Consider the following 25467-nt stretch of genomic DNA (forward strand, 5'->3'; position numbering starts at 1 on the left):
ATAACCTGACCATGGAAACCATCATCCTCTTTGCCCCGCTGGTCGGCGCGCTTTTGTGCGGGTTTGGCTGGCGTATCTTTGGCGAGACGGCGGCGATGTGGATTGCGACCTCGCTGCTCTTTGTTTCGGCAATTCTCAGCTGGGTTGTTTTCCTGACGTTTGACGGCACCACCGAGCAGATCCAGATCCTGCGCTTCATCGAAAGCGGGACGCTCAGCACCGATTGGGCGATAAGGCTCGACCGGCTGACCGCAGTCATGCTGATTGTGATCACGACGGTGTCGAGCCTCGTGCACCTTTATTCCTTTGGCTACATGGCCCATGATCCGCAGTGGAAAGACGGTGAGGTATATAAGCCGCGCTTCTTCGCCTATCTGAGCTTCTTCACCTTCGCGATGCTGATGCTGGTGACCGCCGATAACTTGGTTCAGATGTTCTTTGGTTGGGAAGGCGTGGGCGTCGCCTCCTACCTGCTGATCGGGTTCTACTATCGCAAACCCTCCGCCAATGCGGCGGCCATCAAGGCCTTTGTGGTCAACCGGGTCGGCGATTTCGGCTTTGCGTTGGGGATCTTTGCGCTGTTCTTCCTGACGGATTCGATCAATTTCGACGATGTCTTTGCCGCCGCACCCGATCTGGCCGAGACGCAGCTGACCTTCCTGTGGTCCGAGTGGAACGCGGCCAATCTGGTGGCCTTCCTGCTGTTCATCGGGGCGATGGGCAAATCAGCGCAGTTGATCCTGCACACCTGGCTGCCCGATGCGATGGAAGGCCCGACGCCGGTCTCCGCGCTCATTCACGCGGCGACCATGGTGACGGCGGGGGTCTTCCTCGTCTGCCGCATGTCGCCGATCATGGAGTTTGCACCCGAGGCGATGATGTTCGTGACTGTGCTCGGGGCTGCGACCGCCTTTTTTGCCGCGACGGTGGGGTTGGTGCAGACCGACATCAAACGCGTGATCGCCTATTCGACCTGCTCGCAGCTGGGCTATATGTTCGTGGCGGCGGGCGTTGGCGCCTACTCGGTGGCGATGTTCCACCTCTTCACCCACGCGTTCTTCAAGGCGATGCTGTTCCTTGGCGCGGGCTCGGTCATCCACGGGATGCACCACGAGCAGGACATGATGAACTATGGCGGGCTGCGCAAGAAGCTGCCCTACACCTTCTGGGCCATGCTGATCGGAACGCTGGCGATCACCGGGGTGGGTATCCCGCTCACCGGTTGGATCGGGTTCGCGGGCTTTGCCTCGAAGGACGCGGTGATCGAGAGCGCCTATGCGGCGATGCCCGGCGGCTTTGCCTTCTGGGCGCTGGTGATCGCGGCGCTGTTTACCTCCTTCTACTCCTGGCGGCTGATGTTCCTGACCTTCTGGGGCGCGCCGCGTGGCGACAAGCACACCCATGAGCACGCGCATGAAAGCCCGATGACCATGATCTTGCCGCTGGGCGTCCTGGCGCTCGGCTCGATCTTCGCGGGGGCCATCTGGTACTCGAGCTTCTTCGGCAAGCAGAACGAGGTGATCACCTTCTTTGGCGGTCACTATGAAGAGCCAAGCGACGAGATCAAAGCCGCGGTTGCGGAGCGCAGCCCGAAGGCGTCCGAGCTTCACTATGTCATGGAAGACCCGCCCGGGGGCGCGGGCATCTACATCGCACCCGAGAACACCGTGCTGCATGAGGCGCATTACGTGCCCACTTGGGTGAAGCTCTCACCTTTCATTGCAATGGTGCTTGGGTTTGTGGTGGCCGTCTGGTTCTACATTGTGAACCCCGAGATGCCGAAGCGTCTGGCCGAGAACCAGCGGCCTCTGTACCTGTTCCTGAAGAACAAGTGGTATTTCGATGAGATCTACGACGTGATCTTCGTGGGCCCCGCCAAGTGGATCGGCCGCTTCCTCTGGAGACGCGGTGACGGTGATGTGATCGACGGCGGTCTGAACGGTGTGGCCATGGGGATCATCCCCTTCTTCACCCGCCTCGCGGGCCGCGCGCAGTCCGGCTACATCTTCACCTACGCCTTTGCCATGGTGATCGGCATCGCGGTGCTGGTCACATGGATGTCGCTCTCCGGGGGAGCCAACTGATGGACAACCTGCTTTCCATTGTGACCTTCATTCCGGCGGTTGCGGCGCTGATCCTGCTGATCTTCCTGCGCGGGGATGACGAAGCGGCGAACCGCAATGCCAAGTGGCTGGCGATGGCGGCGACGACGATGACCTTCCTGGTGTCGCTGTTCATTCTGGCCGAGTTCGACCCGAATGATACCGGCTTCCAGTTTGTGGAAGAGGCGCCGTGGCTCTTGGGCCTGCAATACAAGATGGGGGTCGACGGCATCTCGGTGCTGTTTGTCATGCTGACCACCTTCATGATGCCGCTGGTGATTGCGGCGTCGTGGAATGTGGAAACCCGCGTCAAAGAATATATGATTGCGTTTTTGCTGCTGGAGACGCTGATGCTGGGCGTCTTCATGGCGCTCGATCTGGTGCTGTTCTACCTGTTCTTCGAGGCCGGGCTCATCCCGATGTTCCTGATCATCGGTATCTGGGGCGGGGCGAACCGGATCTATGCCAGCTTCAAGTTCTTCCTCTACACCTTCCTCGGCTCGGTGCTGATGTTGGTGGCGATGGTGGGCATGTTCGCCGAAGCGGGCACCACCGACATCGAGCAGCTGCTGATCCACCAGTTCGACTTCGAGACGTTCAGCATTGCCGGTGTGACCATCGTCGGCGGGTTCCAGACTTTGCTGTTCCTGGCGTTCTTTGCGAGCTTTGCGGTCAAGATGCCGATGTGGCCGGTGCACACCTGGCTGCCCGATGCGCACGTGCAGGCGCCCACCGCAGGGTCGGTGGTGCTGGCCGCGATCCTGCTGAAGATGGGCGGCTATGGCTTCCTGCGCTTCTCGCTGCCGATGTTCCCGGTGGGGGCGGAGGTTCTGACGCCGCTGGTGCTGTGGATGTCGGCGATTGCGATTGTCTACACCTCGCTGGTGGCACTGGTGCAGGAGGACATGAAGAAGCTGATCGCCTATTCCTCGGTCGCGCACATGGGGTTTGTGACCATGGGGATTTTTGCCGCGAACCAGCAAGGCGTCGATGGGGCGATCTTCCAGATGATCAGCCACGGGTTTATCTCGGGCGCGCTATTCCTCTGTGTGGGCGTGATCTATGACCGGATGCACACGCGTGAGATCGATGCTTACGGCGGCCTCGTGAACCGGATGCCGGCCTATGCGCTGATCTTCATGCTCTTCACGATGGCGAATGTGGGGCTGCCGGGCACCTCCGGGTTTGTGGGGGAATTCCTGACGCTGATGGCGGTCTTCCAAGTCAATACCTGGGTGGCGGCTGTGGCGACCACCGGAGTGATTTTCTCCGCGGCTTATGCGCTCTGGCTCTACCGCCGGGTGGTGATGGGGGATCTGATCAAGGAGAGCCTGCGCTCGATCACCGATATGACCCCGCGCGAGCGCTGGATCTTTGCGCCGCTGGTGGCGATGACCTTGCTGCTGGGGGTCTATCCCGCGCTGGTGCTGGATATCACCGGGCCCGCGGTGGCCAATCTGGTCTCAAATTACGACACGGCGCTGGCCGCGGCTGAGGCCGCCAACCAGCTGGCGTCGAACTGAAGGAACACGCGATGACCCCCGCTGATCTGACCCTTGTGCTGCCGGAAATCCTGCTCGCGGTTTATGCGATGGGGATGCTGCTGGTGGCGGTCTACACCACCAAGGACGGGCTCGCCTCGACGCTGGTCTGGATGACGGCGGGCGTGATGATCGCGCTCGCGGCCTGGATCGGCGCCACGGGTGAGGGTGCGCGGAGTGCCTTCAACGGGATGCTGATGATCGACGGCTTTGCGCGCTTTGCGAAGGTCACGATCCTGTTGGCCGCCGCTGCGGTTCTGATGATGTCCGAAGCCTACATGAAGCAGCGGGACCTTTTGCGGTTCGAGTATCCGCTGCTGGTGGCCTTGAGTGCCGTCGGCATGATGGTCATGGTGTCGGCCAATGACCTGATGGCGCTTTACATGGGGTTGGAGCTGCAATCGCTGGCGCTTTACGTGGTGGCCTCGCTGCGCCGGGATTCCGTGAAATCGACCGAGGCGGGGCTGAAGTACTTCGTGCTGGGCGCGCTGTCCTCAGGCCTGCTGCTCTATGGCGCGTCGCTGGTCTATGGCTATGCAGGCACCACGCTCTTTTCCGGCATTATCGAGACGGCGCAAGAGGGCGAGGTCTCGCTTGGGTTGCTCTTTGGTCTGGTGTTCCTGATGGCCGGCATGGCGTTCAAGGTCTCTGCAGTGCCCTTCCACATGTGGACGCCGGATGTCTACGAAGGCTCTCCGACCCCTGTTACGGCGTTCTTTGCCACCGCGCCGAAAGTGGCGGCGATGGCGCTCTTTGCGCGCGTGCTGCATGACGCCTTCGGCAATGCGGTCAGCGACTGGAGCCAGATCGTGGCGCTGTTGTCGGTGCTCTCGATGTTCTTGGGCGCCGTGGCGGCGATCGGTCAGACCAACATCAAACGGCTGATGGCGTTTTCGTCGATTGCCCATATGGGCTATGCGCTGATGGGTCTGGCCGCCGGCACCGTGCTCGGCGTGCAGGCGATGCTGATCTATATGGCGATTTACGTGACCATGAACGTGGGCACCTTCGCCTTTATCCTGATGATGGAGAAGGACGGGCAGCCGGTGACGGATATCGGGGCGCTGAACATGTATGCCAAGCGCGAGCCGGGCAAGGCGCTGGCGATGCTGGTGCTGCTCTTCTCGCTCGCGGGTGTGCCGCCGATGCTGGGGTTCTTCGGCAAGTTCTATGTCTTGCGCGCGGCCTATGAGGCCGGGCTGGCGTGGCTTGCGGTGGCCGGTGTGATCGCCTCGGTGATCGGGGCTTACTACTACCTGCGCATCGTCTTCTACATGTACTTCGGTGACGAGGCGGAGGAGGGCATTGACGGAGGCGGTTCACCGCTGCTGTCAGGGTTCCTCATGGCCTCGGCGGTGATCATGGTGCTGGGCATCGTGAATATGTTCGGGGTCGAGTCCGCGGCCGCCGCCGCTGCGGCGATGCTCGTCAACTGAACCCCTTGGCGCGCATGGCTGACCGACCCTCCCGGGGGCGCGTTTTCCGCCACAAGACACCATGATGGCATGGCCGGACGGATATGGCCGGGTGATCCTGCAACAGGTCGGCTCCACACTGGATGAGGCGGTGCGGCTGGCGGCGGAAGAGCCCGCGCCTTTCTGGGTTTTGGCGCATCGGCAGACGGCTGCGCGCGGGCGGCGCGGGCGGCCCTGGGCCATGCCGGTTGGGAATTTTGCGGCCACCCTTGTGCTGCGTCATGATCAGACGCCAGGTGTTGCCGCGCTGCGCTCTTTCGTGATGTCGCTGGCCCTGCGGCAGGCCTTTGTGGAGGTCTGCGGGCGCGCCGAGGCCTTTGCCCTGAAATGGCCGAATGATGTGCTGCTGCGCGGTGGCAAGGTGGCGGGGATCCTTCTGGAAAGTGCGGGGCAGGGCGGGGCGGTCGGGCCGCTGGCCATTGGCGTCGGCGTCAATCTTGTCGCAGCCCCCGGTGCGGATGCGGTGGAGCAGGGCGCGGTGCGGCCCGTGTCCCTTCGCGGCGAAACCGGCGTCACCGTTGGAGCGGAGGCCTTTCTGGACGCGCTGGCGCGGGCCTATGCGCCGCTGGAGCAGCAATTCACCACCCATGGCTTTGGCCCCATTCGGGCGGCCTGGCTGCAACATGCGGCGCGCCTGGGCGAGACAATCGTGGCCCGCACTGGCCGGGAGGAGATCACCGGCACCTTTGAGGATGTGGACGGGGATGGTAACCTTTTGCTGCGGACGCCCAAAGAGATGCGCGCGATTGCCGCGGCGGATGTGTTTTTCTGAGGGGGCGGGCGATGCTGCTGGCGATTGACTGCGGGAACACCAACACGGTTTTTGCGATCTGGGACGGGGAGCAATTCCTCGCCCATTGGCGCACCTCGACCGAGTGGCAACGCACGGCAGATCAGTACTACGTCTGGCTCAGCACGCTGATGAAGCTGCAGAACCTCGATGTGACGATCACCGATGTGATTGTCTCTTCGACCGTGCCGCGCGTGGTGTTCAACCTGCGGGTCATGGCGGATCGGTATTTCGACACGCGGCCTTTGGTCGTGGGGAAACCGGATTGCCTGTTGCCGGTGGATGTGCGGGTCGATGAGGGCACGGCAGTCGGGCCGGACCGGTTGGTCAACACCGTCGCGGGGCACAACCTCTATGGCGGTGACCTGATCGTGGTGGATTTCGGCACGGCCACGACCTTTGATGTGGTGGCCGGTGACGGCGCCTATGTGGGCGGCGTGATCGCCCCCGGCGTGAACCTCAGCCTTGAGGCGCTGCATCAGGCTGCAGCCGCGCTGCCGCATGTGGACATTTCCAAACCGCAGGCGGTGATCGGCACCAATACGGTGGCCTGCATGCAGTCGGGTGTCTTCTGGGGTTACATCGGGCTCGTGCGTGAGATATGTGCCCGGATCAAGGCGGAACGCGCCCGCGACATGCGCGTGATCTCAACCGGGGGGCTGGCCCCGCTCTTCCAGCAGTCCGAAGCGCTCTTTGATGCCTTCGAGGACGATCTGACCATTCACGGGCTGACCGTGATCCACAAGTATAACAAGGACGCCGCTTAACCCTTATGAGCAACGAACGTTTGATCTACCTCGCGCTTGGCGGCGCGGGTGAAATTGGTATGAACTGCTATGTCTATGGCTATGGCCGTCCGGGCAAGGAGCGGCTGATCGTCGTGGACCTGGGCGTGGCCTTCCCGGACATGGAGACGAGCCCCGGGGTCGATCTGATCCTGCCGGATATCGCCTGGCTGGTGGAGCGGCGCGACCAGATCGAAGCAGTGTTCATCACCCATGCGCATGAAGATCACATCGGCGCGGTGGCGCATACCTATGACCAGCTGCGCGCGCCGATCTACGCCCGCGCCTTCACGGCCAATATCGCGCGGCGCAAGATGGAGGAGCAGGGGCATCCCGAGGACGCCGTAAAGGTGGTCTCACCTTGGCCGGAGACCGTGACCGCTGGGCCGTTTTCCGTGAGCTTCCTGCCCATCTCGCATTCGATCCCGGAAAGCTCGTCGATGGTGATCGACAGCCCCGATGGCCGGGTGATCCACTCCGGCGACTTCAAGCTCGACGAGACGCCGCTGGTGGGCGAGCCCTTTGATCCCGACCTCTGGGCAGAGGTGAGCAAGCCCGGGGTGAAGGCGCTGATCTGCGACAGCACCAATGTGTTTTCCCGGCATGAGGGCCGCTCGGAGGCGAGCGTCGGCCCGGAGATTACCAAGCTGGTCGAGCAGGCCAAGGGCATGGTCGTGGCGACCACCTTTGCCTCCAACGTCGCGCGGGTGAAGACGCTGGCCGAGGCGGGCGAGCGCGCGGGCCGATCCATTGTGCTGATGGGCCGGGCGATGAAGCGCATGGTGGAAGCGGCGGTGGAAACCGGTGTGCTGACAGGTTTCCCACGCGTTGTGCCGCCGGAAGACGCGCGCGATATCCCGCGCGAGAACCTGATGCTGCTTGTGACGGGCTCTCAAGGTGAGCGGCGCGCCGCCTCGGCACAGCTGTCACGCGGCAAGTATCAGGGTATAGAAATGAAGGAGGGCGACCTCTTTCTGTTTTCGTCCAAGACCATTCCAGGCAACGAAAAGGGTGTGATCCGCATCATCAATGCGTTCTCAGAGCAGGGGGTCGATGTGGTCGATGACAGCACGGGGCTCTATCACGTTTCTGGCCATGCGAACCGGCCCGATCTGGAGCGGCTGACGAGCATTGTGAAACCGCAGGTGGTGATCCCGATGCATGGCGAGCACCGGCATCTGCGCGAGCATGTGAAACTGGCCGAGCGCAACGGGATGACCGGTGTGCTGGCGGTGAACGGGATGATGGTGGATCTCTCGGGCAATCAGCCGACAATTGCGGAATACATCGAGACCGGGCGGACTTATCTGGATGGCACGGTGCAGATCGGGGCGCTGGATGGCGTTGTGCGCGACCGCATTCGCATGGCGCTGAACGGGCATGTGGTGGTCACGGTGATCCTGGATGACGAGGATGAGCCCTTGGGCGAGCCCTGGTGCGAGCTCATGGGCCTGCCCGAGACGGGCAGCAGTCGGGCGTCCCTGGTGGATGTGCTGGAGGCGGATCTGGGTCAATGGCTGGCGCGGGCCGGGGCCAAGATCCTGCGCGATGACGACAAGCTGAACGAGGGGCTGAAACGCACCGTGCGGCAGACGGCGCTCGATGAGATCGGGCGCAAGCCGGAGGTCACTGTTGTGGTCAGCCGCCTCAGCTGACGCATTGCCCTTTCGCGGACATTCTGTCGCCAATGGTGGAGCCAGCAGTGTGCTTTGCTGAAAACGCCGTACCACGTTTTGACCCGTTCGCACCGGAGCATACCGCCGACATCCATGCGCCGGACGCCGCGCTTGTCAGGATCATGTGCCGGTCTTGCAAAGCACCCTTCGACGTGCCTTTTCAGGAGTTGCGGTGTCTAACCCCCTGCCTGTGGATGCGGGCAAAGGTGGTATACCGCCGATGATCAGAGATCGGATCAGGGCCAGACCGCTCCGGTGCGGCGATCCGCCAGATGTGCGGTGTTGCCACGCATGAGCCGCGCTCCATGTCAGCTGCTGGAAAACTGCGCGAACCCCACCGCAATCGGTGCGGGGCCGGGACGCACCATTGACCTCCCGCAGGTACGATATGGTTCTCGACGTCGCGGCCCCGTTATTTCGTCGGGATCAGACGCTCGAAATCGACATCACGCTTGACTGAGCGCCTCAGCCCGCGATGCGTTCCTTGAAGCTCAGACCGATGAATTCGGGGGTGTGATCACCCAGGCCCACGACCTTGTTGCCACCGCGGTCCGATTTATCGGCGCCACCGCCCGAACCGCGCCGTCCGCGGCTGCGCTTGGGTGCCTCTTCGGGCGTCCCATTCGCAATTTGTTGCGTCTCCGCCTCGTCCTTTTTCCGGCTGCGGGAGCGGGTTTTCTTGGGTGGGTCTTCGGTTTTGGCCCCCGTCCCGCCGGACGTCTTCTCCGGTTTGTCGGACTTGAGCGGATTGTCCATGCGCGGGATCTCGCGCTGGACCAGTTTTTCGATATCGGCGAGGTTCTTCTCGTCACGCGGAATGCAGATCATCATCGCCTTGCCGTCCCGCCCGGCACGACCAGTGCGGCCGATGCGGTGCACGTAGTCTTCCGCGTGGCTGGGCACATCAAAGTTGAACACATGGCTGACCGCCGGCACGTCGAGCCCGCGCGCGGCCACATCCGAGGCCACGAGAAAGCGCAGCGTGCCCTCACGGAAGCCGTCGAGGGTGCGTGTGCGCTGGGACTGGTCCAGGTCGCCGTGGATGGGGGCGGCGTCGTAGCCGTATTTCTTCAGCGACTTCGCCACGATATCCACGTCGACCTTGCGGTTGCAGAAGACGATGGCATTGGTGCATTTTTCACCCTCGGCATCAATCAGCGCCCGCAGCAGCTTGCGCTTTTCCGAAGCCTCGCGGTCACGGCGGCTGCCCTTGAACATGACCACGCCTTGCGCGATGTTCTCGCCGGTCGTCGCCTGCCGTGCGACCTCGATCCGTTCGGGCGCGGAGAGGAAAGTGTTGGTGATGCGCTCGATTTCCGGCGCCATGGTGGCGGAGAAGAAGAGCGTTTGCCGGGTGAAGGGCGTCAGGCCGAAGATGCGTTCGATGTCAGGGATGAACCCCATGTCGAGCATGCGGTCGGCCTCGTCGACGACCATGACTTTCACGTCGTTCAGGATCAGCTTGCCGCGCTCGAAATGATCGAGCAGGCGGCCAGGCGTGGCGATCAGCACATCGACGCCCTTGTCGATCAGCAGGTCTTGCTCCTTGAAGCTGACACCGCCGATCAGCAGCGCCTTGGTCAGCTTGACGTATTTGGCATAGGTGTCGAAGTTCTCGGCCACTTGGGCGGCGAGTTCCCGCGTCGGGCAGAGCACCAGGCTGCGCGGCATGCGCGCTCGTGCGCGACCCCGGGCCAGTTGCGTGATCAGCGGCAGCGTGAAGCTCGCCGTCTTGCCGGTGCCGGTCTGGGCGATGCCCAGCACGTCCTTGCCTTCGAGTGCGGGCGGAATGGCCCCGGCCTGAATGGGCGTGGGGCTCTCATAGCCCGCCTCGTCGATGGCTTTCAGGACTTTTGGGTTCAGATTCAGATCAGAGAATTTTGTCATATATGTCCGGTTTTCGCGGACACTGTCTTGGCCCGCAGCAGCGTTCGTATCGGCCCGAATGGCCCAAAAAGGCGGCTGACACCGCGACACGATGCGCGTCCATAGCAACATGCGGGCGCAGGGTCAAATCACCATACTATCTATTGGTGAATCCTCAGAAAAATATGCCGCTGACGGGTGGTTTCCGTGCGATTTCCCCGAGAGCACCCCGGGGGCGCTCAGACCATCATCTCCTTGGTCGCGCTCAAGGTGACATCCGGATCGTCGCGGGCAACGCGGTCGATGTCCCATTGCAGGCGTGTCAGGTACACGATGTCGCCATCGTGGTCCTGCGCGATGTGCTGCTTGTTGCGGTCCGTGAAGGCATCGACGGCGGGTTTGGGGCCGCTGACCCAGCGGGCCGATGTGAACTGCGACGCCTCAAACCGCACGGGCAGGCCGTATTCCAGCTCGATCCGGCTGGCCAGCACCTCGAACTGCAATTGGCCGACGACGCCGACCACAAAACCTGAGCCAATCGCGGGTTTGAAGACCTTTGCTGCGCCTTCCTCGGCGAATTGCATCAGCGCCTTTTCCAGGTGTTTCGCTTTCAGGGGATCGCCCGCGCGCACGCCTTGCAACAGTTCCGGAGCGAAGGAGGGAATGCCGGTCACCCGGATCGCCTCGCCCTCGGTCAGGGTATCACCGATGCGCAGCTGACCGTGATTGGGAATGCCGATGATATCGCCAGCCCAGGCTTCTTCCGCCAGCTCCCGGTCGGAGGCCAGAAACATGACAGGGTTGCTGATCGCCATAGGCTTTTTGGAGCGCACATGCGTCAGCTTCATGCCACGTTCGAAATGCCCAGACGCCAGCCGCACAAAGGCCACACGGTCGCGGTGCTTGGGGTCCATATTGGCCTGCACCTTGAAGACGAAACCGGCCACTTTCTTTTCCTCGGGCAGGATCTGGCGCGGCTCAGCCGTCTGGATCTGCGGCTGCGGGCCGTAGGAGGCGATGCCCTCCATCAGTTCCTTGACACCAAAGGAGTTGATCGCGGAGCCGAACCAGATCGGTGTGAGCGAGCCTTCATGCATCGCCGCCCTATCCAGCGGCGGCAGCAGCTCGCGCGCCATCTCCAGCTCCTCGCGCAGTTTGTCGAGCAGGTCGGCAGGCACATGCTCGGCCAGCTTGGGATCGTCCAGCCCGTTGATCTCGATGCTCTCGGCGACGCGGTTTCGATCCGTGCGGTCCATCAGCTCCAGCCGGTCGCGCAGGATATCGTAGCAGCCCAGAAAATCGCGCCCCATGCCAATGGGCCAACTCGCAGGCGTGACGTCGATGGCGAGGTTTTCCTGGATCTCGTCGATGATCTCGAAAACATCCCGGCTCTCGCGGTCCATCTTGTTGCAGAAGGTGAGGATCGGCAGGTCGCGCATGCGGCAGACCTCGAAAAGCTTCTGCGTCTGGCTCTCGACCCCCTTGGCGCCGTCGATGACCATCACGGCGGCGTCCACCGCCGTCAGCGTGCGATAGGTGTCTTCGGAGAAATCCGAGTGGCCGGGGGTGTCCACCAGATTGAAGCGATACTCCTTGAAATCGAAGGACATGGCGGAGGCCGAGACCGAGATGCCGCGGTCCTTCTCCATCGCCATGAAGTCCGATCGGGTCCGCCGCGCCTCGCCCTTGGCCCGCACCTGGCCCGCCATCTGGATCGCCCCGCCGAACAGCAGGAATTTCTCGGTCAGCGTGGTCTTGCCCGCATCCGGGTGGCTGATGATCGCAAAGGTCCGGCGCCGCGCGATTTCAGGCGGCAGATCGGGGCGGTTTTGGGGGCTGTCCAACATGTGCGAGCGTATAGCGAGGCGCGCCCTCGGCGGCAAGCGCTGCAGGTCGTGCAGGCAGGTGGGGCGGGCTTTCAGGCCGCCCAGCCCTCAGCGCAACGACGCGCGACGCAGGATCTCCGCGGGATCGGGATGATCCAGCTGGTCCTCCCGCAGCTCCAGCGCTTTCATCTCGTCCAGCTGCCGGGCCGCTTCACCGTCGCTCTGGTCCTTCAGAGCGGGAGGCAGCAACGCCGCCGTGCGCCCGTCCACGAACATCGATTCTGCCGCGATTCCTTCGGCGTAGATGATCTGATGCCTGTCGAAGAGCAGTTGATAGTAATCGACAAAACCGCCCTGATCCACGGTGACGGAGCTGCCGTTGACCAGATGCCGCGCCTTGATCAGCACTTCGGCGCGTCCTGCCCCCAACTTGTCTGTCCGCTGATAGATGAAGAGCCGGTGATCAGGGCTCACCACCAGATCGCGCGTGTTGTTCAGCGCGCCTGCGGTGATGCGGACCGGCGCGAAGTCTCCCACGGCCCGCAGTGTGGTGTGCCCGATCCAGCGGATACGCTGGACCCCGTCGTCCCGGGTCAGCACTTCGTCTCCCGGCTGCAGGGTTTCAATGGGCTGCTGGCGGCCCGACCCGGTGGTGATATGCGTTCCCCGTGTGAAAGATACACAGGCCACTTGTGCCAGTTTCTGTGCGGCGCTCTCCCGGTCGATGCCGACCAACTGGTATTCGGTCTTGGGTGCGAGCGGGGCCAGCGGCACGGCAAAGACGTCCTCGACATGCGCTTCTGTATCCGTCTGGACCAGGACAAGCACTTCTGTCACCGAGGTGTGCGGTGCCATGAGCGTCAGCAGGCAGTCGATATGCACCTCCGCGCCGGGGCGCCCCAGGTCGGTGTCCGGTGCGAGCTGCAGCGCGCCGCGCGCGTCGCAGAGCAGCGCCAACCGCCCCGCGCGGGCCGTTCCACGCAGCTGATAGATGTCATCCATGTTCAGATCGTCGGCGAAGCTCAGCGTGTCGCCCTCGTTCGCGCCGGATGTCACATACAGATCGGCGCCCAGAAGCGCGGAAATGGAGTGATGTGAGGCGGTGTCGGTCATCGGGGCTGGACTGCTTTCAGGCGAGGGGGCCGGCGCGGACCCTAGGGAGGCGGTGCGGTCTGGTCAACTTTGCGGCGCTTTGTCTGGTCTTGGCGGGGGTGCCGATGCTAGGCATGCGTGAATCATTCAGGGAGCATGCCATGGATTTGGGGATTAAAGGTAAACGCGCGGTTGTTTGTGCTGCGTCCAAGGGTCTCGGGCGCGGCTGTGCCGAGGCGCTGGCGGCGGCGGGCTGCGATCTGGTGCTGAATGCCCGGGGGACCGAGGCGCTGGATACCACGGCCGAGATGATCCGGGCGGCGCATGGTGTCTCGGTCGAGGTTGTGCCGGCCGATATCACCACAGACGACGGGCGCGAAGCCGTGCTCGCCGCAGCCGGAGCGCCAGATATCCTTGTCAACAACGCGGGCGGTCCGCCGCCGGGCATGTGGCATGACTGGGACCGGGAGGACTTCATTGCGGCGCTCGATGCCAATATGCTGAGCCCGATAGCGATGATCAAAGCGCTGGTGCCCGGGATGATGGAGCGCGGCTGGGGCCGGGTTGTCAACATCACGTCGCAATCGGTCAAGGCGCCGATCCCGCAACTCGGCCTGAGCAATGCCGCACGCACCGGGTTGACCGGGTATGTGGCAGGGACCAGTCGCCAGGTGGCCGGATCGGGCGTGACCATCAACAATCTGCTGCCGGGGATCCACGCGACGGATCGGGCGCAGGCGCTGGATGGTCCCGTGGCCGAACGCGAAGGCATCACGCTGGAAGAGGCGCGCGCGCGCCGGTCCGCGACCATTCCGGCCGGGCGCTATGGCACGGCGGAGGAGTTCGGCGCAGCCTGTGCTTTCCTGTGCTCGCAGCATGCGGGGTTCATCGTCGGCCAGAACATCCTCTGCGATGGCGGCGCCACCAACGCCACGATCTAGGCCATGGCCGCGGGATATTCTCTGAAAGACGATCTCTTCAACCCGCGGACGGTGGGCCAGTTGGCGGGCGAATTTGCCGCGGGTGTGCCCGGGTTCGATGCTGCGCGGTTTGAGAAGGAGGCGCTGGCGGGCTTTCCCGAGCGGGAGCTGATGGCGCGGATGGAGTGGTTGGCCGATTGTGCCGAGGCGCAGCTGACGACGGACTTTCCGACGATGGCGGACCAACTCGAGGCGGCGATGCCCGCGCGGCTTGATCCCTCGCTTCGGGATGATGACTTTGGCCAGTTCATCCATGCGGTGCCAGGCATCCTCGCGGTGCGGCATGGGCTGGAGGATCATCGCGCCCGGGCCATGGCGCTGCTCTACGAGGCGACGCAGCGGTTCTCGATGGAGTTCTACATCCGCCCCTTCCTGAACCGCTGGACGGAGGAGACGCTCGCCACGCTGGCGCTCTGGGCCGAGGATGAGAATTATCACGTGCGCCGACTGGTGAGTGAAGGCACGCGGCCCAAGCTGCCCTGGGCCAAGGCGGTGGTGCTGACCCCTGACCAGACGCTGCCGCTGCTTGACCGGCTGCATGGCGATCCGACGCGCTTTGTCACGCGCTCGGTCTCAAACCACCTCAATGACCTGTCCAAGACCCATGACGATCTGGTGCTTGTCCGCTTGACGGGTTGGAAATCCAAGGGCGTGCAATCGGCCAAGGAGCTCGACTGGATGACCCGCCATGCGCTGCGCACGCTGATCAAACAGGGGCATGCGGGCGCCATGGCCGCGCTGGGGTTCGATGCGAGCGTTCCGGTCACGGTCGATCTCGAGATCGAAACGCCGCAGGTGGTCATGGGCGAGGCACTGATGTTCACCTGCAGCGTGGCGAGTGCGGTCGATCTGCCGGTGCTGGTCGATTATCGCCTCACCTTCGCGCGGCCCGAGGGCAAGACCGGTGAGAAGGTCTTCAAGCTGAAGCAAGGCAAGGCGGTCCCGGGCAAGCCCTTCGTGGCGCGCAAGGTGCATAAGCTGAAGGGGGATGCGACCACATTCAGGCTTTATCCGGGCCCGCATCGGGTGACGGTGCAGGTCAACGGCGTTGACCGCGCGGAGGCCGGGTTCGAGCTGACCTGATCGCGCCGCTTCACATTCCCGACAGGTTGGTGGCGGTGCGCCCCGCGCTCGGTTAGCTCTTGTGCCAGACATATCGGCACAAGGACTCCGCGATGCAAGCCACCGTTTTGATTATCCTTTTTGCGGCGGTCGTGGCGTTGAGCCTGCTGGCGGCACCCCGCCGTGCGACGGTCGATGGCTTCTTTGGCGGGCAAAGTGCCGAGGGCCGCCCGCCCGGGCTCTGGGTGCTGGTGCTGAGCCAGGTGACCACCTGGATTTTCGCTCGCTCGCTGATGAACTCCGCCATTCTCGGATACTACTACGGGATCGCGGGCACGCTGGCCTACGCGGCCTACTATGGCTCATTCCTGACCGGTGGGCTGATCGTGGCGCATCTGCGCCGCAACGGCGCGGGCTCAGTGCAGGACTGGCTCGGTGCGCGCTTTGGTCGTGCGGGGCAGGGGACGTATAATTTCGTGATCGGGCTGCGGCTCCTGTCGGAGGTTTTTGCCAACCTGCTGGTGGTGGGGCTGATCTTCGATGCGCTGGCCGGTGGCAGCGGGACGCTAGCGATCCTCATCGTTTCGGTGCTGGGGCTGGCCTATTCCGCCTGGGGCGGGCTCAGCGCGGCGCTGCGGACAGATGTGGTGCAGATGCTGCTGTTCCTGGTCGCCCTCGTGCTGGCCTTCGGGGCGCTGGTGCTGTCGCCGGGGTTTTCGCTTGGCGCGGTGCTGACGGCCCCGGGTGTCTCGGGCGCGTACAACGGCTGGGTCCTCTTGGCCGTCGCGGCTTTGCAGGTCTTCTCCTACCCCGCGCATGACCCGGTGATGATGGACCGTGGCTTTCTCGCGGATGAGGAGACCACGCGGCGGTCGTTTCTGCATGCCTTCTGGATTTCGACGCTCTGCATCATCGCATTCGGGTTTTTCGGCATTCAGGCGAGCCTCATCGGCGCCACCTATGACGGCGAGCTGATCGGCACCTGGGCCGCGATGTTCCCGCCATGGGTCTTCATGCTGCTGATCGTGTCACTGCTGGTTTCGGCGCTGAGCACGCTCGATTCGGCGCTGGCCTCTTCGGCCCGGCTTGGCGTGGAAGAGTTGGGGCTGGCCGCGCGCAGCCTTGCGGGCGGGCGCGGAGTCATGGTGGTGGTGGTGGTCGCGGGCGCGGGTCTGACGCTTTGGGGCAATGCGACGCTCTTTGATGCCGTCGCCGTCAGCGGGACCGCCTCGATGTTCCTGGCGCCCGTCCTGCTGGTGGGGCTGATCGGAGCGCGAGCTGTGCCGCTGTGGTCGTATCTGCTGGCCTATGGGGCGGCGATGCTCGGGGCCTTTGCCTATTTCGCGCGCAGCTGGCCCACGGTGGCGGCTTTGCTCCCGGAGGGGCACAAGTACGAACAGCTGCTGGTGATCTGCATTCTGGTTCTCGCCGTGGGTATGGCAGCGGTGCTTGCAGGGGCGCGGAAGGGCTGATAGCTGCTTATCCGATGAATTTGATCGGATTTGGGCCGACCCGTGACCACGCCTCCCCCCCGGCTTGAAATCAGGAACCTGCGCCGCGCTTTTGACGGGCGCGCGGTGGTCGATGATGTGAGCTTTGCGATCCAGCCGGGGCAGGTGACCTGCCTTTTGGGGCCCTCGGGCTGCGGCAAGTCCACGACGCTGCGGATGATTGCCGGTGTCGAGATGCAGGACAGCGGCGAGATCTATGTGGATGGCCAGCTAGTGTGCGACACGATTTTCCGTTTGCCCCCCGAGCGGCGCGAGATCGGGCTGATGTTTCAGGACTTTGCGCTGTTCCCGCATCTGAGTGTGGCGGACAACGTGGCCTTTGGGCTGAAGGGGGCGTCGAAGGCGGAAAAGCGCGCGCGAGTCGAGGAATTGCTCACCCGTGTGGACCTCATGCGCTTTATCGACGGGTTTCCGCATCAGCTGTCGGGCGGGGAGCAACAGCGTGTTGCGCTGGCTCGGGCGCTGGCGCCGAAGCCCAAGATCATGCTGATGGACGAGCCCTTCTCGGGCCTTGATAACCGGCTGCGGGACGGCATTCGGGACGAGACGCTGAACATCCTCAAGGAGGAGAACACCGCTGTCTTGCTGGTCACGCACGAGCCGGAAGAGGCGATGCGCATGGCCGATGAGATTGCCCTGATGCGCGACGGACGGATCGTGCAGCAGGGCGCGCCCTACAACGTCTATACCCGCCCGGTCGACCGCGCGGCGGTGGCGTTTTTCTCGGACACCAATGTGCTGAAAGCGCGGGTGCAGGGTGCGCTGGCCGAAACGCCCTTTGGTCAGTTTCTGGCGCCGGGCGTGCCGGACGGGACGGATGTGGACATCGTCTTTCGTCCGCAGCATGTGCGCATCGACTTTGACCGCAATGGCGTGGGGCCGAAGCCCACGGCAACCGATGGCACCGCCGCACGCGGCGTGGTGCAGCGCGCGCGCTTCATGGGCAACGAGAGCCTCGTGGAGTTTGGCATGGATTACGATGGCTCGGTGCTGCGGGCGACGGTGCCGAATGTGTTCCTGCCGAAACCGGGCACGGTCATGTGGCTGACAATCCGGCGGGACAAATGCTTTATCTTTTGACGCTTAAGGAGGGGCTGCGATGACGCGATTGCTGGTGGAATTCGGGATGGGCACATCCCTGCGGCGGGGCGACTACACGCAGGCCGCCGTGCGCGGCGTGAAGGACGCGCTCTGGCACAATTCGATCAACCTGGCCGAGCTTTTCGGGTTCGAGAAGACCGACATGCAGATCCGCGTCGATATCGGCGTGCAGCAGCCGGATCAAGTGGATGTGGCGGAGGTGCTCAAGGTCTTTCCCTACGGTCATGCTGAGGTCACAGTGCATCACGGCGGGCTGGACATCGCGCGGCCAAAGGGCGCGGGAAACCCGACGATCATGGCCAATGTGGCGCTGACCGTGGGGTTTGACATGGAGCGGGCGGATGGCTGAGCAGCGGTTGATCATCGAGATGGGCATGGGCAACGACCTGCACGGGCAGGATTACACCAAGGCCGCGAAACGCGCGATCGAGGATGCGTTTCGCCATTCCTCGCTGCCGATTTTCGGCGCGGTGGGCTTGAGCCATGACGCCATGCGGGTGCAGGTCACGGTCGGCGTGCAGCAGCCCGAGGCGGTGGATGTGGAGGCTCTGGTCGCGACCCTGCCACGGGGCCGGGCCGAGGTGCGCGTGGTCAAGGGCGGGTTGAACGTGGGCACCGACACCGACGACCCCATCGTGATCGCGCAGGCCAGTGTCGAGGCCTTCCTGCCGCAGCAGACCGGGTGGCAGTTGAAATCCTGACCAGCAGCTGGCGTCGCGCCGATTTTTTGGAATAAGGACCTCCCCGCCGCGTTGTCGGGCTGTGGATCGGCCGCATGTCGCGGTCCGACCTCAGCTGCGAAAGGGAAAACTCCAATGAAGACATAATGGTATCATCACCGCCCTAGGGCTGATGGCGCTGCTTCAGGCCTGTGCCACGACACCCCAGCAACAAAGGCAGGTCGGATGCGCAGGCGCCGGACTTGCCGGTGCGCTTGCGGGCGCTGCTTTGGGCAATGAGCTGGGGGGTGGCTCGGGCAGGGATATCCTGACCGCTGGCGGGGCCGTCGCGGGCGGGCTGGCCGGAAGCAACGCCGCGGGCTGCTAAGTCACCTGCGAAGATGTCCGGCCACCCGGCGGGTCAGGGCACGTAATCGGCCAAGGTCTTCCCGGGCTCATCGACAAAGAGCTCGGGGAGCGCCTCGGCGGTCTGGATCAGATCGACCCGGAAGACACGGAAATCGTCACGCAGCTCGCACCATGAGGTCAGGGTCCAGATGCGGCCCCAATATTCCATGTGCAGAGGGCGGATGATGCGGGTGGTCACGCGCGCGTCTTTCGACGTGTAGGTGAGGCGCAGCTTCTGCTTGGCCCGGATCGCCGCGCGCAAGGTGGGCATATGGGCAAAGCCGCGGGCGGCATCGGCGAAAGGGTAGACGGCGAACTTCCACTGGTCCGCATCGGCGATGGTCTGGGTGGGCAGCACCGCATCGACCTTCTCGGCGAGGCTCAGGGCGGCGGCTTTCAGGTCCGGATCGGCGGCCTCAGCCACGATGGCCATGCCGAGGTTCAGCGCCTCCAGTTCAGCGACGGTGAGGTTCAGCGGCGGCAGGCTGATCGCTTCGGTGATCATATAGCCCACGCCGCGCTCCCCCTGCACCGGCACGCCCGACGCCACAAGCGTGTCCATGTCGCGGTAGATCGTGCGCGTGGAGACCTCGAGACGTGCGGCGATGTCCTGCGCACGGTGCAGCTTGCCGTCGCGCAGGATCTGGATGATGTCGAAAAGGCGATCAGTGCGGCGCATGATCCTCCGGTGGCAGGTAGAGCGAGATCGCCGCGTGGCGCATCGACATGTCGCTCTGGTCGATCATCTCCATGAAAGGCCCGGCTTCGGGGCGGGCGAACATCGCTTCAGCCGCGGATTTCGCGGCCTCCTCGGAGGTCCAGGTGATGAACTCGGTCCAGAGCCCGTCCGGATCTGCGCTCAGGGTGCGCGAGACCATCGCACCCGTGCTGCGTAGAAACGGGGTCATTGCCTCGGCGGCGCGGGCGAACTCTGACGGGTCGCGGCCTTCCTTGAGGCGGAAGGTGACGATTTCGGCAACGGTTGGGGCGGTCATACGCATGTCCTTCATGTTTGGTTTTGACACGCCCGTCTTAGGGAGTCTCAACTGACATAAACCTGTCAGTTGTGTTTGGCGAGCGACAATTTTCTGCACTTTTCGCCCTTTGCCCGCAGTGACCGACGGCTTTCAGGCTTCTGCAGAGCGCCGCGCGCGCGTATTGCTGAGGCAGACAGACCCGCTTTGCGGGACGAGACCTTATGGGAGATGTATCATGTTGAACAATATTGGGCTTCCGGGCCTTTTGCTGATCGCTGTTGTGGTGCTCGTGCTCTTCGGGCGCGGCAAGATTTCCAGCCTGATGGGCGAAGTGGGCAAGGGCATCACCTCGTTCAAGAAGGGCATCAGCGAAGGCCAGGATGAAATCGCCAAGTCCGAAGAGGCCAAGGACGTCACCCCCGAGGCCGAAAAAGACAAGGTCTAACTCATGTTCGATATTGGCTGGACGGAGATGCTGGTCATCGGCATCGTCGCGCTGATTGTTGTGGGCCCGAAGGATCTGCCGGTGCTGTTCCGTTCGTTGGGGCAGTTCGTGGGCAAGGCCAAGGGCATGGCGCGCGAGTTCAGCCGTGCGATGAACGACGCCGCCGACGAGGCGGGCGTCAAGGACGTGGCCAAGGGGCTGAAAGCGGCGACCAACCCGATCAATTCCGCGATGGACGGAGTCAAAAGCGCCGCCTCCGATCTCGGCAAGTTCGATCCGGACAGCGAAACCGGCAAGCTGGCGGCGGAACGGGCTGAGAACGCCAAGAAGATCCAGGCGGCTACCGCACGGGCCGCTGCGGATCGCAAGATGAAAGAGGCGGAGGAAGCGCAGGCGAAGGCCGCCGAGCTGGAAGCCGTGCGCGATGCTGAGCCGCCAGCCAAGAGTGAAACATGAGCGCATCCGACGATATTGACGACAGCGCGGCACCATTGATCGAGCATCTGGCCGAGCTGCGCACGCGGCTCATCCGCTCGGTGCTGGCGTTTTTGGTGGGCATGATCATCTGCTTCACCGTTGCCACACCGATCTTCAACTTCCTGACCGATCCCCTCTGTGCCGTGCTGTCCGAGCGCGGGCAGGATTGCGATCTGATCTTCATCAGCCCGCAGGAAGGTTTCTTCGTGGCGATCAAGGTCTCGCTGCTGGGCGGCTTCATCCTCGCCTTCCCGGTGATCGCGCATCAGATGTGGCGCTTCGTGGCGCCGGGGCTCTACAAGAACGAGAAGGGGGCGTTTCTGCCCTTCCTGATTGCCTCGCCGGTGATGTTCCTGCTGGGCGCGTCCTTTGCCTTCTATGTGGTCACGCCGCTGGCCTATGACTTCTTTCTCGGGTTCCAGCAGTTTGGCGAGGGCGGCGAGGCGGTGGTCGGCGATCCGGCTGTCACACCGGGCCTCAGCGTTGTCTTCCAGGGCTCCGCGCAGGAGTATCTGAACCTTACCATCAAGTTCATCGTCGCCTTCGGGATGTGTTTCCAGCTGCCGGTGCTGCTGACGCTGATGGGCAAGGCCGGGCTGGTCAGCTCCGAGGGCCTGGGCAACGTGCGCAAATATGCGGTGGTGGCCATCCTCGTGCTCGCAGCACTCGTCACCCCGCCGGATGTCATCACGCAGGTCATTCTCTTTGTTGTGGTCTACGGGCTTTACGAGGTGTCGATTTTCCTCGTGAAACGGGTCGAGAAAAAGCGCGAGGCGCGGTTGCGTAAGGAAGGCTTGTGGTTCGAGGATGAGGAAGAGGCGGACGACCTCGCGGAGGAGCAGACGAAGTGACCCGCGACCCAATGGACCGCATCGCGGCGGCGCTGGAGCGGATGGCTCCGGCGCCGCTGGACGCGCCCGATTTCTCTGTCGCTCCCGCCTTTGTCTGGCATGTGGATCCGGACCGGTTGGAACCGGTGCAGCAGGTGGCCCGCGTGGATCTCAAGCTGCTCATTGGGGTGGACAGATCGCGCGATACGCTGCTGGCCAATACGGAGCAGTTCGCGCGTGGACTGCCTGCGAACAACGCGCTCCTCTGGGGCGCGCGGGGCATGGGAAAATCCAGCCTTGTCAAGGCGATCCATGGCGAAATTCACGCAAACTACGCCGCGCTGCGCATTGTTGAGTTGCAGCGTGAGGATTTGCCCTCTGTCGGGCGGCTGTTGAACCTGCTGCGCGGCGCGCCGTATCGGTTCATCCTGTTCTGCGATGATCTGTCCTTTGGTCATGATGACGCGCATTACAAGAGCCTGAAGGCGGTGCTGGATGGCGGCATCGAGGGGCGCCCGGAGAATGTGGTGCTCTATGCCACGTCGAACCGGCGCCACCTGATGCCCCGGGATATGATCGAGAACGAGCGTGGCAGTGCGATCAACCCGTCGGAGGCGGTCGAGGAGAAGGTGTCGCTGTCTGATAGGTTCGGGCTGTGGCTGGGCTTCCACCCTTGCGATCAGGACCAGTATCTGGCGATGATCCGGGGCTATTGTGACGCCTATGGTGTCAAGATCGGTGAGGACGACCTGCGGGCCGAGGCGATTGAATGGCAGGCCACGCGCGGGTCGCGCTCCGGTCGGGTCGCGTGGCAGTATTTCAACGATCTGGCAGGCCGAAAGGGCGTGACGCTGGGTGGTTCACCGGTTGCATCAGCCGGATGACATTGGTCGCTTGACCAAGCGGCCCAAGTGGCCGCAGCGTCATGTTCAACCGCCTCCATGTGCCACCGGGCGCGCCCAATTCGAAGCAGGTGCGGACAGTGCGCCGGGGCCTTGCGCGTTGATATGTCATGGCGGCCTCCGATCAGCGTAAACCTGTCGAAGGGTGACAGCAGACTGCGTCAGGAAAAGGGCCGGGCCCGCCGGAATGTGGCGGGCACCGGGCTATTCCGGGGTCATTTCAGTGCTTTGACAGTTTTACGCTGTTTGTTCAGAGCCAGCGGCTATTGCAGGTAGGGCATCGGATCGACGCTGTCGAAACCCTTGCGCACCTCGAAATGCACGTAGGCGTCGTTGCCGCTGCGCAGCTTGGCCATCGGCTGGCCGCGCGTGACTTTCGTGCCTTTCTCGACCGCCACATCCGTCACATTGGCGTAGACGGTGAGGAGTTCGGGATCATGCCGCACCACGATGATCGGAATGCCATCGGCGCTTTTGGTGATCGCGGCGACGGTGCCTGCATCGGCGGCCTTCACCGGAGCGCCTGCATCGGCCTTGATGTTGATGCCCTCGTTCTTGCCCTTGGCGTATTCACGAATGATCGAGCCACTGACCGGGAAGACCATGCGCGCGTCTGAGGCGGTCTGCGTCTGCTTGCCCACATCGACAGGCGGCGGGGCTTCGACCGTCGGTGCGGGGTCGGTCTCGGGCAGTGGCTTGTCCGCGCTCGGCGGGGTCGGCGTGGGCGAGCCCGTGCCGGGGCGTGTGACGGTTTCGACCGGGGCGGGCGCGGCTTGCTTGGCCACGGGGATCAGCAGGAACTGCCCCTCGCGGATGGCAAAATCCGAGCCAAGCCCGTTCCATTCGGCCAGCGATTTCACCGGCACATTGTAAAGCCGCGCGATGGTGTAGGCGGTCTCGCCGCGCTCTACCTTGTGGCGCGTCGGCTCTTCGCCGGTCTGTGGGAGAGGTGCTGCGGCTGTGGCCGGGGGCAGGGCGGCGGTCTGCACCCCCTGGCTTTCGGGCGCGCGGTTGATCGCGTCGCCGGCCAGCGTGCCGATGTCCACGCCACCCGAGGACGCGGCAGCTGTGGTTGGCGCCGGCTCGGCCACGCGACCGGGCAGGGCGATCACCTCGCCCTGGCGCAGTGGGACGTCGGCTTCGATGCCGTTGAAGCGGGCCAATTCGGGGGCGCTCACACCCAGCCGGGTGGCGACGCTCTGGATGGTATCGCCGCGCTCGGCGACGGCCACCTGATAATTGGGATAGGAGATGACGCCCCGGCCATCCGGGCTGGGCCGTTCGGCGATCGCGACGCCCGTGGCCGCACTTGCGGTGCTGAACTGGCCGAGGCCGCCGCGCAGGTCGAAATCCAGCGGGTCTGAGCAGGCGCTCAGAACCAAAAGAGAGGTTGCGGTCATGAGTGAAAGCCGCACGCGCCGGTGCGAAATCATCGGTGTCATCTGCTTGTCCTCAATCGGGCCACTGCCATGCATTGGTTTGTCCAACACTTTGTTACCTCCGTTATAGCAGCTTATGTGTCCTTTCCCAAGCCTTCGAGTAGCGGGACAAAGCGCACCTGCCTCAATTCGTCGTATTCGACCCCCTCCGGGCGTTTGCGCACCACGATCAGGTGCTGGACCGCGTCGGATTGACCGACGGGCACGACCATGATGCCGCCGACCTTGAGTTGCTCCATCAGCGTGCCGGGCGGGTCTTCGGCGGCGGCCGTCACGATGATGCGGTCAAAGGGCGCCTGATCGGGGTAGCCGAAGCTGCCGTCGCCGGTGATGGCGGTGATATTGGTGAGGTTGAGCTCGTCGAAGAGCTCGCGCGCCTCACGCACGAGGCGGCTGTGCCGGTCGATGGTATAGACGCGGCGGGCGAGCTTGCTGAGGATCGCCGCCTGGTAGCCCGAGCCGGTGCCCACTTCGAGCACCTTGTCGCGGGGGCTGATGTGCAGCGCCTGGGTCATCAGCCCCACGACCGACGGCTGGCTGATGGTCTGGCCACAGGCGATGGGCAGCGGCATGTCCTCGTAGGCGCGGCCCGAGAAGATGCCGCGGATGAAGGGGCCGCGGTCAATCGCTTCCATGGCGGAGAGCACGCGGCTGTCGGTCACGCCCTTGGAGCGGAGGGCGTAGAGGAACTGCATCTTGCGTTCCGCATCGTCGCTCATGTGGCGATACCCGCGAGTTCGCCCATCATGTCATGGGCCGTCAGGTCGGCGCGCATGGGCGTCACCGAGATGTAGCCGTCGAGATTGTCTGCGGCGTCGGAGCCCGGGGCGGTGGCGATCTGCTGGTTGCCACCGCGGATCCAGAGGAAGCGGCGGCCAGAGGGCGAGATATGCGGCTCGGTCGAAAAGCCGGTGCCGGGGCGCAGCCCTTGGGTCGAAAGGCGAATGCCCTTGACGTCGGCGGCCAGCACGGGTGGGAAATTCACGTTGTAGAACAGCCGGTAGCCGCCGTTTTCGTCCGGGGTTGTGCCGAGGATCCGGCGCACCACCTCCGCGCCATGTTGTGCGGCAGCCTCGAAGGGGGTCTCCGTGCGCGCATTCGCGGGGCCGTAGTATTGCGAGAGCGCGATGGCGGGCAGCCCTTGCAGGGCGGCTTCCATGGCGCCGCCGATGGTGCCGGAGTAGAGGGTGTTTTCAGCCGAGTTGTTGCCCCGGTTCACACCGGAGAGCACCAGGTCGGGCGGGGCATCCTTCATCACATCGTGCAGCCCTGCGAGCACGCAATCGGCAGGCGAGCCCTCGGCGGCGAAGCGGCGGGGGCCAAATTCGCTGATCATCATCGGGTGTGTGTAGCTGATGCAATGCCCGACACCGGATTGCTCAAAGGCGGGAGCGACTGTCCAGACCTCGCCCGAGGGGCCCGCAATATCGGCGGCAATCGCCTGCAGTACCTCAAGCCCGGGGGCGTTGATGCCGTCGTCATTGGTGATGAGAATGCGCATGAAACCGTCCCTTTGCGCCTTG

25 protein-coding genes are annotated in these 25467 nt (G+C 63.7%); 17 read left to right on the top strand and 8 right to left on the bottom strand.

Features of this window, described 5'->3' with window-relative positions; translation table 11 throughout:
* The first annotated feature begins 11 nt into the window (after positions 1-11).
* From nuoL to Q1A71_RS01440, 6 genes are all read left to right on the top strand, one after another.
* The gene (gene nuoL, locus Q1A71_RS01415) at positions 12-2084 is read left to right on the top strand and encodes an NADH-quinone oxidoreductase subunit L (protein ID WP_299670927.1); all 2073 of its coding nucleotides are present in this window, start codon (positions 12-14) and stop codon (positions 2082-2084) included.
* Positions 2084-3625, top strand: coding sequence for an NADH-quinone oxidoreductase subunit M (locus Q1A71_RS01420; RefSeq protein ID WP_299670929.1), 1542 nt, complete (start codon positions 2084-2086; stop codon positions 3623-3625). Before nuoL ends, Q1A71_RS01420 begins: the two co-directional genes overlap by 1 nt.
* Positions 3626-3636: 11 nt before the next feature.
* Positions 3637-5079 (top strand): NADH-quinone oxidoreductase subunit NuoN, encoded by a 1443-nt coding sequence (gene nuoN / locus Q1A71_RS01425; RefSeq protein ID WP_299670931.1) that lies wholly within the window; start codon positions 3637-3639, stop codon positions 5077-5079.
* Between the two features lie 61 nt (positions 5080-5140).
* Positions 5141-5890, top strand: a complete 750-nt coding sequence (locus Q1A71_RS01430; protein ID WP_299670933.1) for a biotin--[acetyl-CoA-carboxylase] ligase — start codon at positions 5141-5143, stop codon at positions 5888-5890.
* Positions 5891-5901: 11 nt separating this feature from the next.
* Positions 5902-6675 carry a type III pantothenate kinase gene (locus Q1A71_RS01435; protein WP_299670936.1) on the top strand — a complete coding sequence of 258 codons (774 nt, stop codon included), beginning with the start codon at positions 5902-5904 and terminating at the stop codon, positions 6673-6675.
* Between the two features lie 5 nt (positions 6676-6680).
* On the top strand, positions 6681-8348 hold the full coding sequence (locus Q1A71_RS01440; protein WP_299670938.1) for a ribonuclease J: 1668 nt from the start codon (positions 6681-6683) through the stop codon (positions 8346-8348).
* Positions 8349-8834: 486 nt separating this feature from the next.
* On the opposite strand, the gene Q1A71_RS01445 is transcribed toward Q1A71_RS01440, so the two are convergent.
* The 3 genes from Q1A71_RS01445 to Q1A71_RS01455 all read right to left on the bottom strand — a co-directional run bounded on the left by Q1A71_RS01445 (position 8835) and on the right by Q1A71_RS01455 (position 13174).
* A complete protein-coding gene (locus Q1A71_RS01445) occupies positions 8835-10256 on the bottom strand; it encodes a DEAD/DEAH box helicase (RefSeq protein WP_299670940.1) in 1422 nt (473 codons plus the stop codon).
* A gap of 218 nt (positions 10257-10474) precedes the next feature.
* Positions 10475-12082, bottom strand: coding sequence for a peptide chain release factor 3 (locus Q1A71_RS01450; protein ID WP_299670942.1), 1608 nt, complete (start codon positions 12080-12082; stop codon positions 10475-10477).
* An 87-nt stretch (positions 12083-12169) separates the two neighbouring features.
* Positions 12170-13174, bottom strand: a complete 1005-nt coding sequence (locus tag Q1A71_RS01455; RefSeq protein ID WP_299670944.1) for a Hint domain-containing protein — start codon at positions 13172-13174, stop codon at positions 12170-12172.
* A gap of 140 nt (positions 13175-13314) precedes the next feature.
* Here Q1A71_RS01455 and Q1A71_RS01460 point away from each other — a divergent pair, with 140 nt between their 5' ends.
* The 7 genes from Q1A71_RS01460 to Q1A71_RS01490 all read left to right on the top strand — a co-directional run bounded on the left by Q1A71_RS01460 (position 13315) and on the right by Q1A71_RS01490 (position 18854).
* Positions 13315-14094 (top strand): SDR family oxidoreductase, encoded by a 780-nt coding sequence (locus Q1A71_RS01460; protein ID WP_299670946.1) that lies wholly within the window; start codon positions 13315-13317, stop codon positions 14092-14094.
* A 3-nt stretch (positions 14095-14097) separates the two neighbouring features.
* On the top strand, positions 14098-15216 hold the full coding sequence (locus Q1A71_RS01465) for a DNA alkylation repair protein (RefSeq protein ID WP_299670948.1): 1119 nt from the start codon (positions 14098-14100) through the stop codon (positions 15214-15216).
* Positions 15217-15308: 92 nt separating this feature from the next.
* Complete coding sequence (locus tag Q1A71_RS01470; protein ID WP_299670950.1) at positions 15309-16667, top strand: sodium:proline symporter; 1359 nt, start codon at positions 15309-15311, stop codon at positions 16665-16667.
* A gap of 42 nt (positions 16668-16709) precedes the next feature.
* Entirely contained in the window at positions 16710-17786 is a 1077-nt protein-coding gene (locus tag Q1A71_RS01475) for an ABC transporter ATP-binding protein (protein ID WP_299670952.1), read from the top strand.
* A 19-nt stretch (positions 17787-17805) separates the two neighbouring features.
* A complete protein-coding gene (locus tag Q1A71_RS01480) occupies positions 17806-18156 on the top strand; it encodes a Lin0512 family protein (RefSeq protein ID WP_299670954.1) in 351 nt (116 codons plus the stop codon).
* Positions 18149-18508, top strand: a complete 360-nt coding sequence (locus tag Q1A71_RS01485; protein ID WP_299670956.1) for a Lin0512 family protein — start codon at positions 18149-18151, stop codon at positions 18506-18508. The genes Q1A71_RS01480 and Q1A71_RS01485 overlap by 8 nt, the downstream gene beginning before the upstream one ends.
* A gap of 151 nt (positions 18509-18659) precedes the next feature.
* On the top strand, positions 18660-18854 hold the full coding sequence (locus tag Q1A71_RS01490; protein ID WP_299670958.1) for a glycine zipper 2TM domain-containing protein: 195 nt from the start codon (positions 18660-18662) through the stop codon (positions 18852-18854).
* Between the two features lie 33 nt (positions 18855-18887).
* Here the strand turns inward: Q1A71_RS01490 and Q1A71_RS01495 are convergent, their stop codons facing one another.
* Both Q1A71_RS01495 and Q1A71_RS01500 read right to left on the bottom strand, forming a co-directional pair.
* Positions 18888-19553 (bottom strand): YafY family protein, encoded by a 666-nt coding sequence (locus Q1A71_RS01495; RefSeq protein ID WP_299670960.1) that lies wholly within the window; start codon positions 19551-19553, stop codon positions 18888-18890.
* A complete protein-coding gene (locus tag Q1A71_RS01500) occupies positions 19540-19869 on the bottom strand; it encodes a hypothetical protein (RefSeq protein WP_299670962.1) in 330 nt (109 codons plus the stop codon). The genes Q1A71_RS01495 and Q1A71_RS01500 overlap by 14 nt, the downstream gene beginning before the upstream one ends.
* Before the next feature lie 217 nt (positions 19870-20086).
* Here Q1A71_RS01500 and tatA point away from each other — a divergent pair, with 217 nt between their 5' ends.
* Genes tatA through Q1A71_RS01520 form a run of 4 tightly spaced genes read left to right on the top strand, consistent with a single transcriptional unit; the run spans position 20087 to position 22487 of the window.
* A complete protein-coding gene (gene tatA, locus Q1A71_RS01505) occupies positions 20087-20296 on the top strand; it encodes a twin-arginine translocase TatA/TatE family subunit (RefSeq protein ID WP_263844751.1) in 210 nt (69 codons plus the stop codon).
* Positions 20297-20299: 3 nt separating this feature from the next.
* Positions 20300-20752, top strand: a complete 453-nt coding sequence (gene tatB, locus Q1A71_RS01510) for a Sec-independent protein translocase protein TatB (RefSeq protein WP_299670966.1) — start codon at positions 20300-20302, stop codon at positions 20750-20752.
* Entirely contained in the window at positions 20749-21624 is an 876-nt protein-coding gene (gene tatC / locus Q1A71_RS01515; protein WP_299670968.1) for a twin-arginine translocase subunit TatC, read from the top strand. The genes tatB and tatC overlap by 4 nt, the downstream gene beginning before the upstream one ends.
* Positions 21621-22487 carry an ATP-binding protein gene (locus Q1A71_RS01520; RefSeq protein ID WP_299670970.1) on the top strand — a complete coding sequence of 289 codons (867 nt, stop codon included), beginning with the start codon at positions 21621-21623 and terminating at the stop codon, positions 22485-22487. Before tatC ends, Q1A71_RS01520 begins: the two co-directional genes overlap by 4 nt.
* A gap of 281 nt (positions 22488-22768) precedes the next feature.
* On the opposite strand, the gene Q1A71_RS01525 is transcribed toward Q1A71_RS01520, so the two are convergent.
* From Q1A71_RS01525 to surE, 3 genes are all read right to left on the bottom strand, one after another.
* Positions 22769-23947, bottom strand: coding sequence for a LysM peptidoglycan-binding domain-containing protein (locus Q1A71_RS01525; protein ID WP_299670972.1), 1179 nt, complete (start codon positions 23945-23947; stop codon positions 22769-22771).
* Between the two features lie 71 nt (positions 23948-24018).
* Positions 24019-24663, bottom strand: coding sequence for a protein-L-isoaspartate(D-aspartate) O-methyltransferase (locus Q1A71_RS01530; RefSeq protein WP_299670975.1), 645 nt, complete (start codon positions 24661-24663; stop codon positions 24019-24021).
* On the bottom strand, positions 24660-25445 hold the full coding sequence (surE, locus tag Q1A71_RS01535) for a 5'/3'-nucleotidase SurE (protein ID WP_299670977.1): 786 nt from the start codon (positions 25443-25445) through the stop codon (positions 24660-24662). Before surE ends, Q1A71_RS01530 begins: the two co-directional genes overlap by 4 nt.
* Between the last annotated feature and the right edge of the window lie 22 nt (positions 25446-25467).

Origin of the sequence: uncultured Roseobacter sp. (assembly GCF_947493125.1) — a bacterium.
Lineage (GTDB): Bacteria > Pseudomonadota > Alphaproteobacteria > Rhodobacterales > Rhodobacteraceae > Roseobacter.

What these genes read in the sequence shown, in the direction of transcription:
- Q1A71_RS01445 (WP_299670940.1), bottom strand. Translation starts at nt 10,256, where the DNA reads ATGACAAAATTCTCTGATCTGAATCTGAACCCAAAAGTCCTGAAAGCC.
- Q1A71_RS01470 (WP_299670950.1), top strand. Translation starts at nt 15,309, where the DNA reads ATGCAAGCCACCGTTTTGATTATCCTTTTTGCGGCGGTCGTGGCGTTG.
- Q1A71_RS01480 (WP_299670954.1), top strand. Translation starts at nt 17,806, where the DNA reads ATGACGCGATTGCTGGTGGAATTCGGGATGGGCACATCCCTGCGGCGG.
- Q1A71_RS01460 (WP_299670946.1), top strand. Translation starts at nt 13,315, where the DNA reads ATGGATTTGGGGATTAAAGGTAAACGCGCGGTTGTTTGTGCTGCGTCC.
- tatC (WP_299670968.1), top strand. Translation starts at nt 20,749, where the DNA reads ATGAGCGCATCCGACGATATTGACGACAGCGCGGCACCATTGATCGAG.
- Q1A71_RS01530 (WP_299670975.1), bottom strand. Translation starts at nt 24,663, where the DNA reads ATGAGCGACGATGCGGAACGCAAGATGCAGTTCCTCTACGCCCTCCGC.
- Q1A71_RS01440 (WP_299670938.1), top strand. Translation starts at nt 6,681, where the DNA reads ATGAGCAACGAACGTTTGATCTACCTCGCGCTTGGCGGCGCGGGTGAA.
- Q1A71_RS01465 (WP_299670948.1), top strand. Translation starts at nt 14,098, where the DNA reads ATGGCCGCGGGATATTCTCTGAAAGACGATCTCTTCAACCCGCGGACG.
- tatB (WP_299670966.1), top strand. Translation starts at nt 20,300, where the DNA reads ATGTTCGATATTGGCTGGACGGAGATGCTGGTCATCGGCATCGTCGCG.
- Q1A71_RS01450 (WP_299670942.1), bottom strand. Translation starts at nt 12,082, where the DNA reads ATGTTGGACAGCCCCCAAAACCGCCCCGATCTGCCGCCTGAAATCGCG.
- Q1A71_RS01490 (WP_299670958.1), top strand. Translation starts at nt 18,660, where the DNA reads ATGGCGCTGCTTCAGGCCTGTGCCACGACACCCCAGCAACAAAGGCAG.
- Q1A71_RS01430 (WP_299670933.1), top strand. Translation starts at nt 5,141, where the DNA reads ATGATGGCATGGCCGGACGGATATGGCCGGGTGATCCTGCAACAGGTC.
- nuoN (WP_299670931.1), top strand. Translation starts at nt 3,637, where the DNA reads ATGACCCCCGCTGATCTGACCCTTGTGCTGCCGGAAATCCTGCTCGCG.
- Q1A71_RS01420 (WP_299670929.1), top strand. Translation starts at nt 2,084, where the DNA reads ATGGACAACCTGCTTTCCATTGTGACCTTCATTCCGGCGGTTGCGGCG.
- Q1A71_RS01525 (WP_299670972.1), bottom strand. Translation starts at nt 23,947, where the DNA reads ATGACACCGATGATTTCGCACCGGCGCGTGCGGCTTTCACTCATGACC.
- Q1A71_RS01455 (WP_299670944.1), bottom strand. Translation starts at nt 13,174, where the DNA reads ATGACCGACACCGCCTCACATCACTCCATTTCCGCGCTTCTGGGCGCC.
- Q1A71_RS01500 (WP_299670962.1), bottom strand. Translation starts at nt 19,869, where the DNA reads ATGACCGCCCCAACCGTTGCCGAAATCGTCACCTTCCGCCTCAAGGAA.
- surE (WP_299670977.1), bottom strand. Translation starts at nt 25,445, where the DNA reads ATGCGCATTCTCATCACCAATGACGACGGCATCAACGCCCCCGGGCTT.
- nuoL (WP_299670927.1), top strand. Translation starts at nt 12, where the DNA reads ATGGAAACCATCATCCTCTTTGCCCCGCTGGTCGGCGCGCTTTTGTGC.
- Q1A71_RS01485 (WP_299670956.1), top strand. Translation starts at nt 18,149, where the DNA reads ATGGCTGAGCAGCGGTTGATCATCGAGATGGGCATGGGCAACGACCTG.
- Q1A71_RS01435 (WP_299670936.1), top strand. Translation starts at nt 5,902, where the DNA reads ATGCTGCTGGCGATTGACTGCGGGAACACCAACACGGTTTTTGCGATC.
- Q1A71_RS01495 (WP_299670960.1), bottom strand. Translation starts at nt 19,553, where the DNA reads ATGCGCCGCACTGATCGCCTTTTCGACATCATCCAGATCCTGCGCGAC.
- tatA (WP_263844751.1), top strand. Translation starts at nt 20,087, where the DNA reads ATGTTGAACAATATTGGGCTTCCGGGCCTTTTGCTGATCGCTGTTGTG.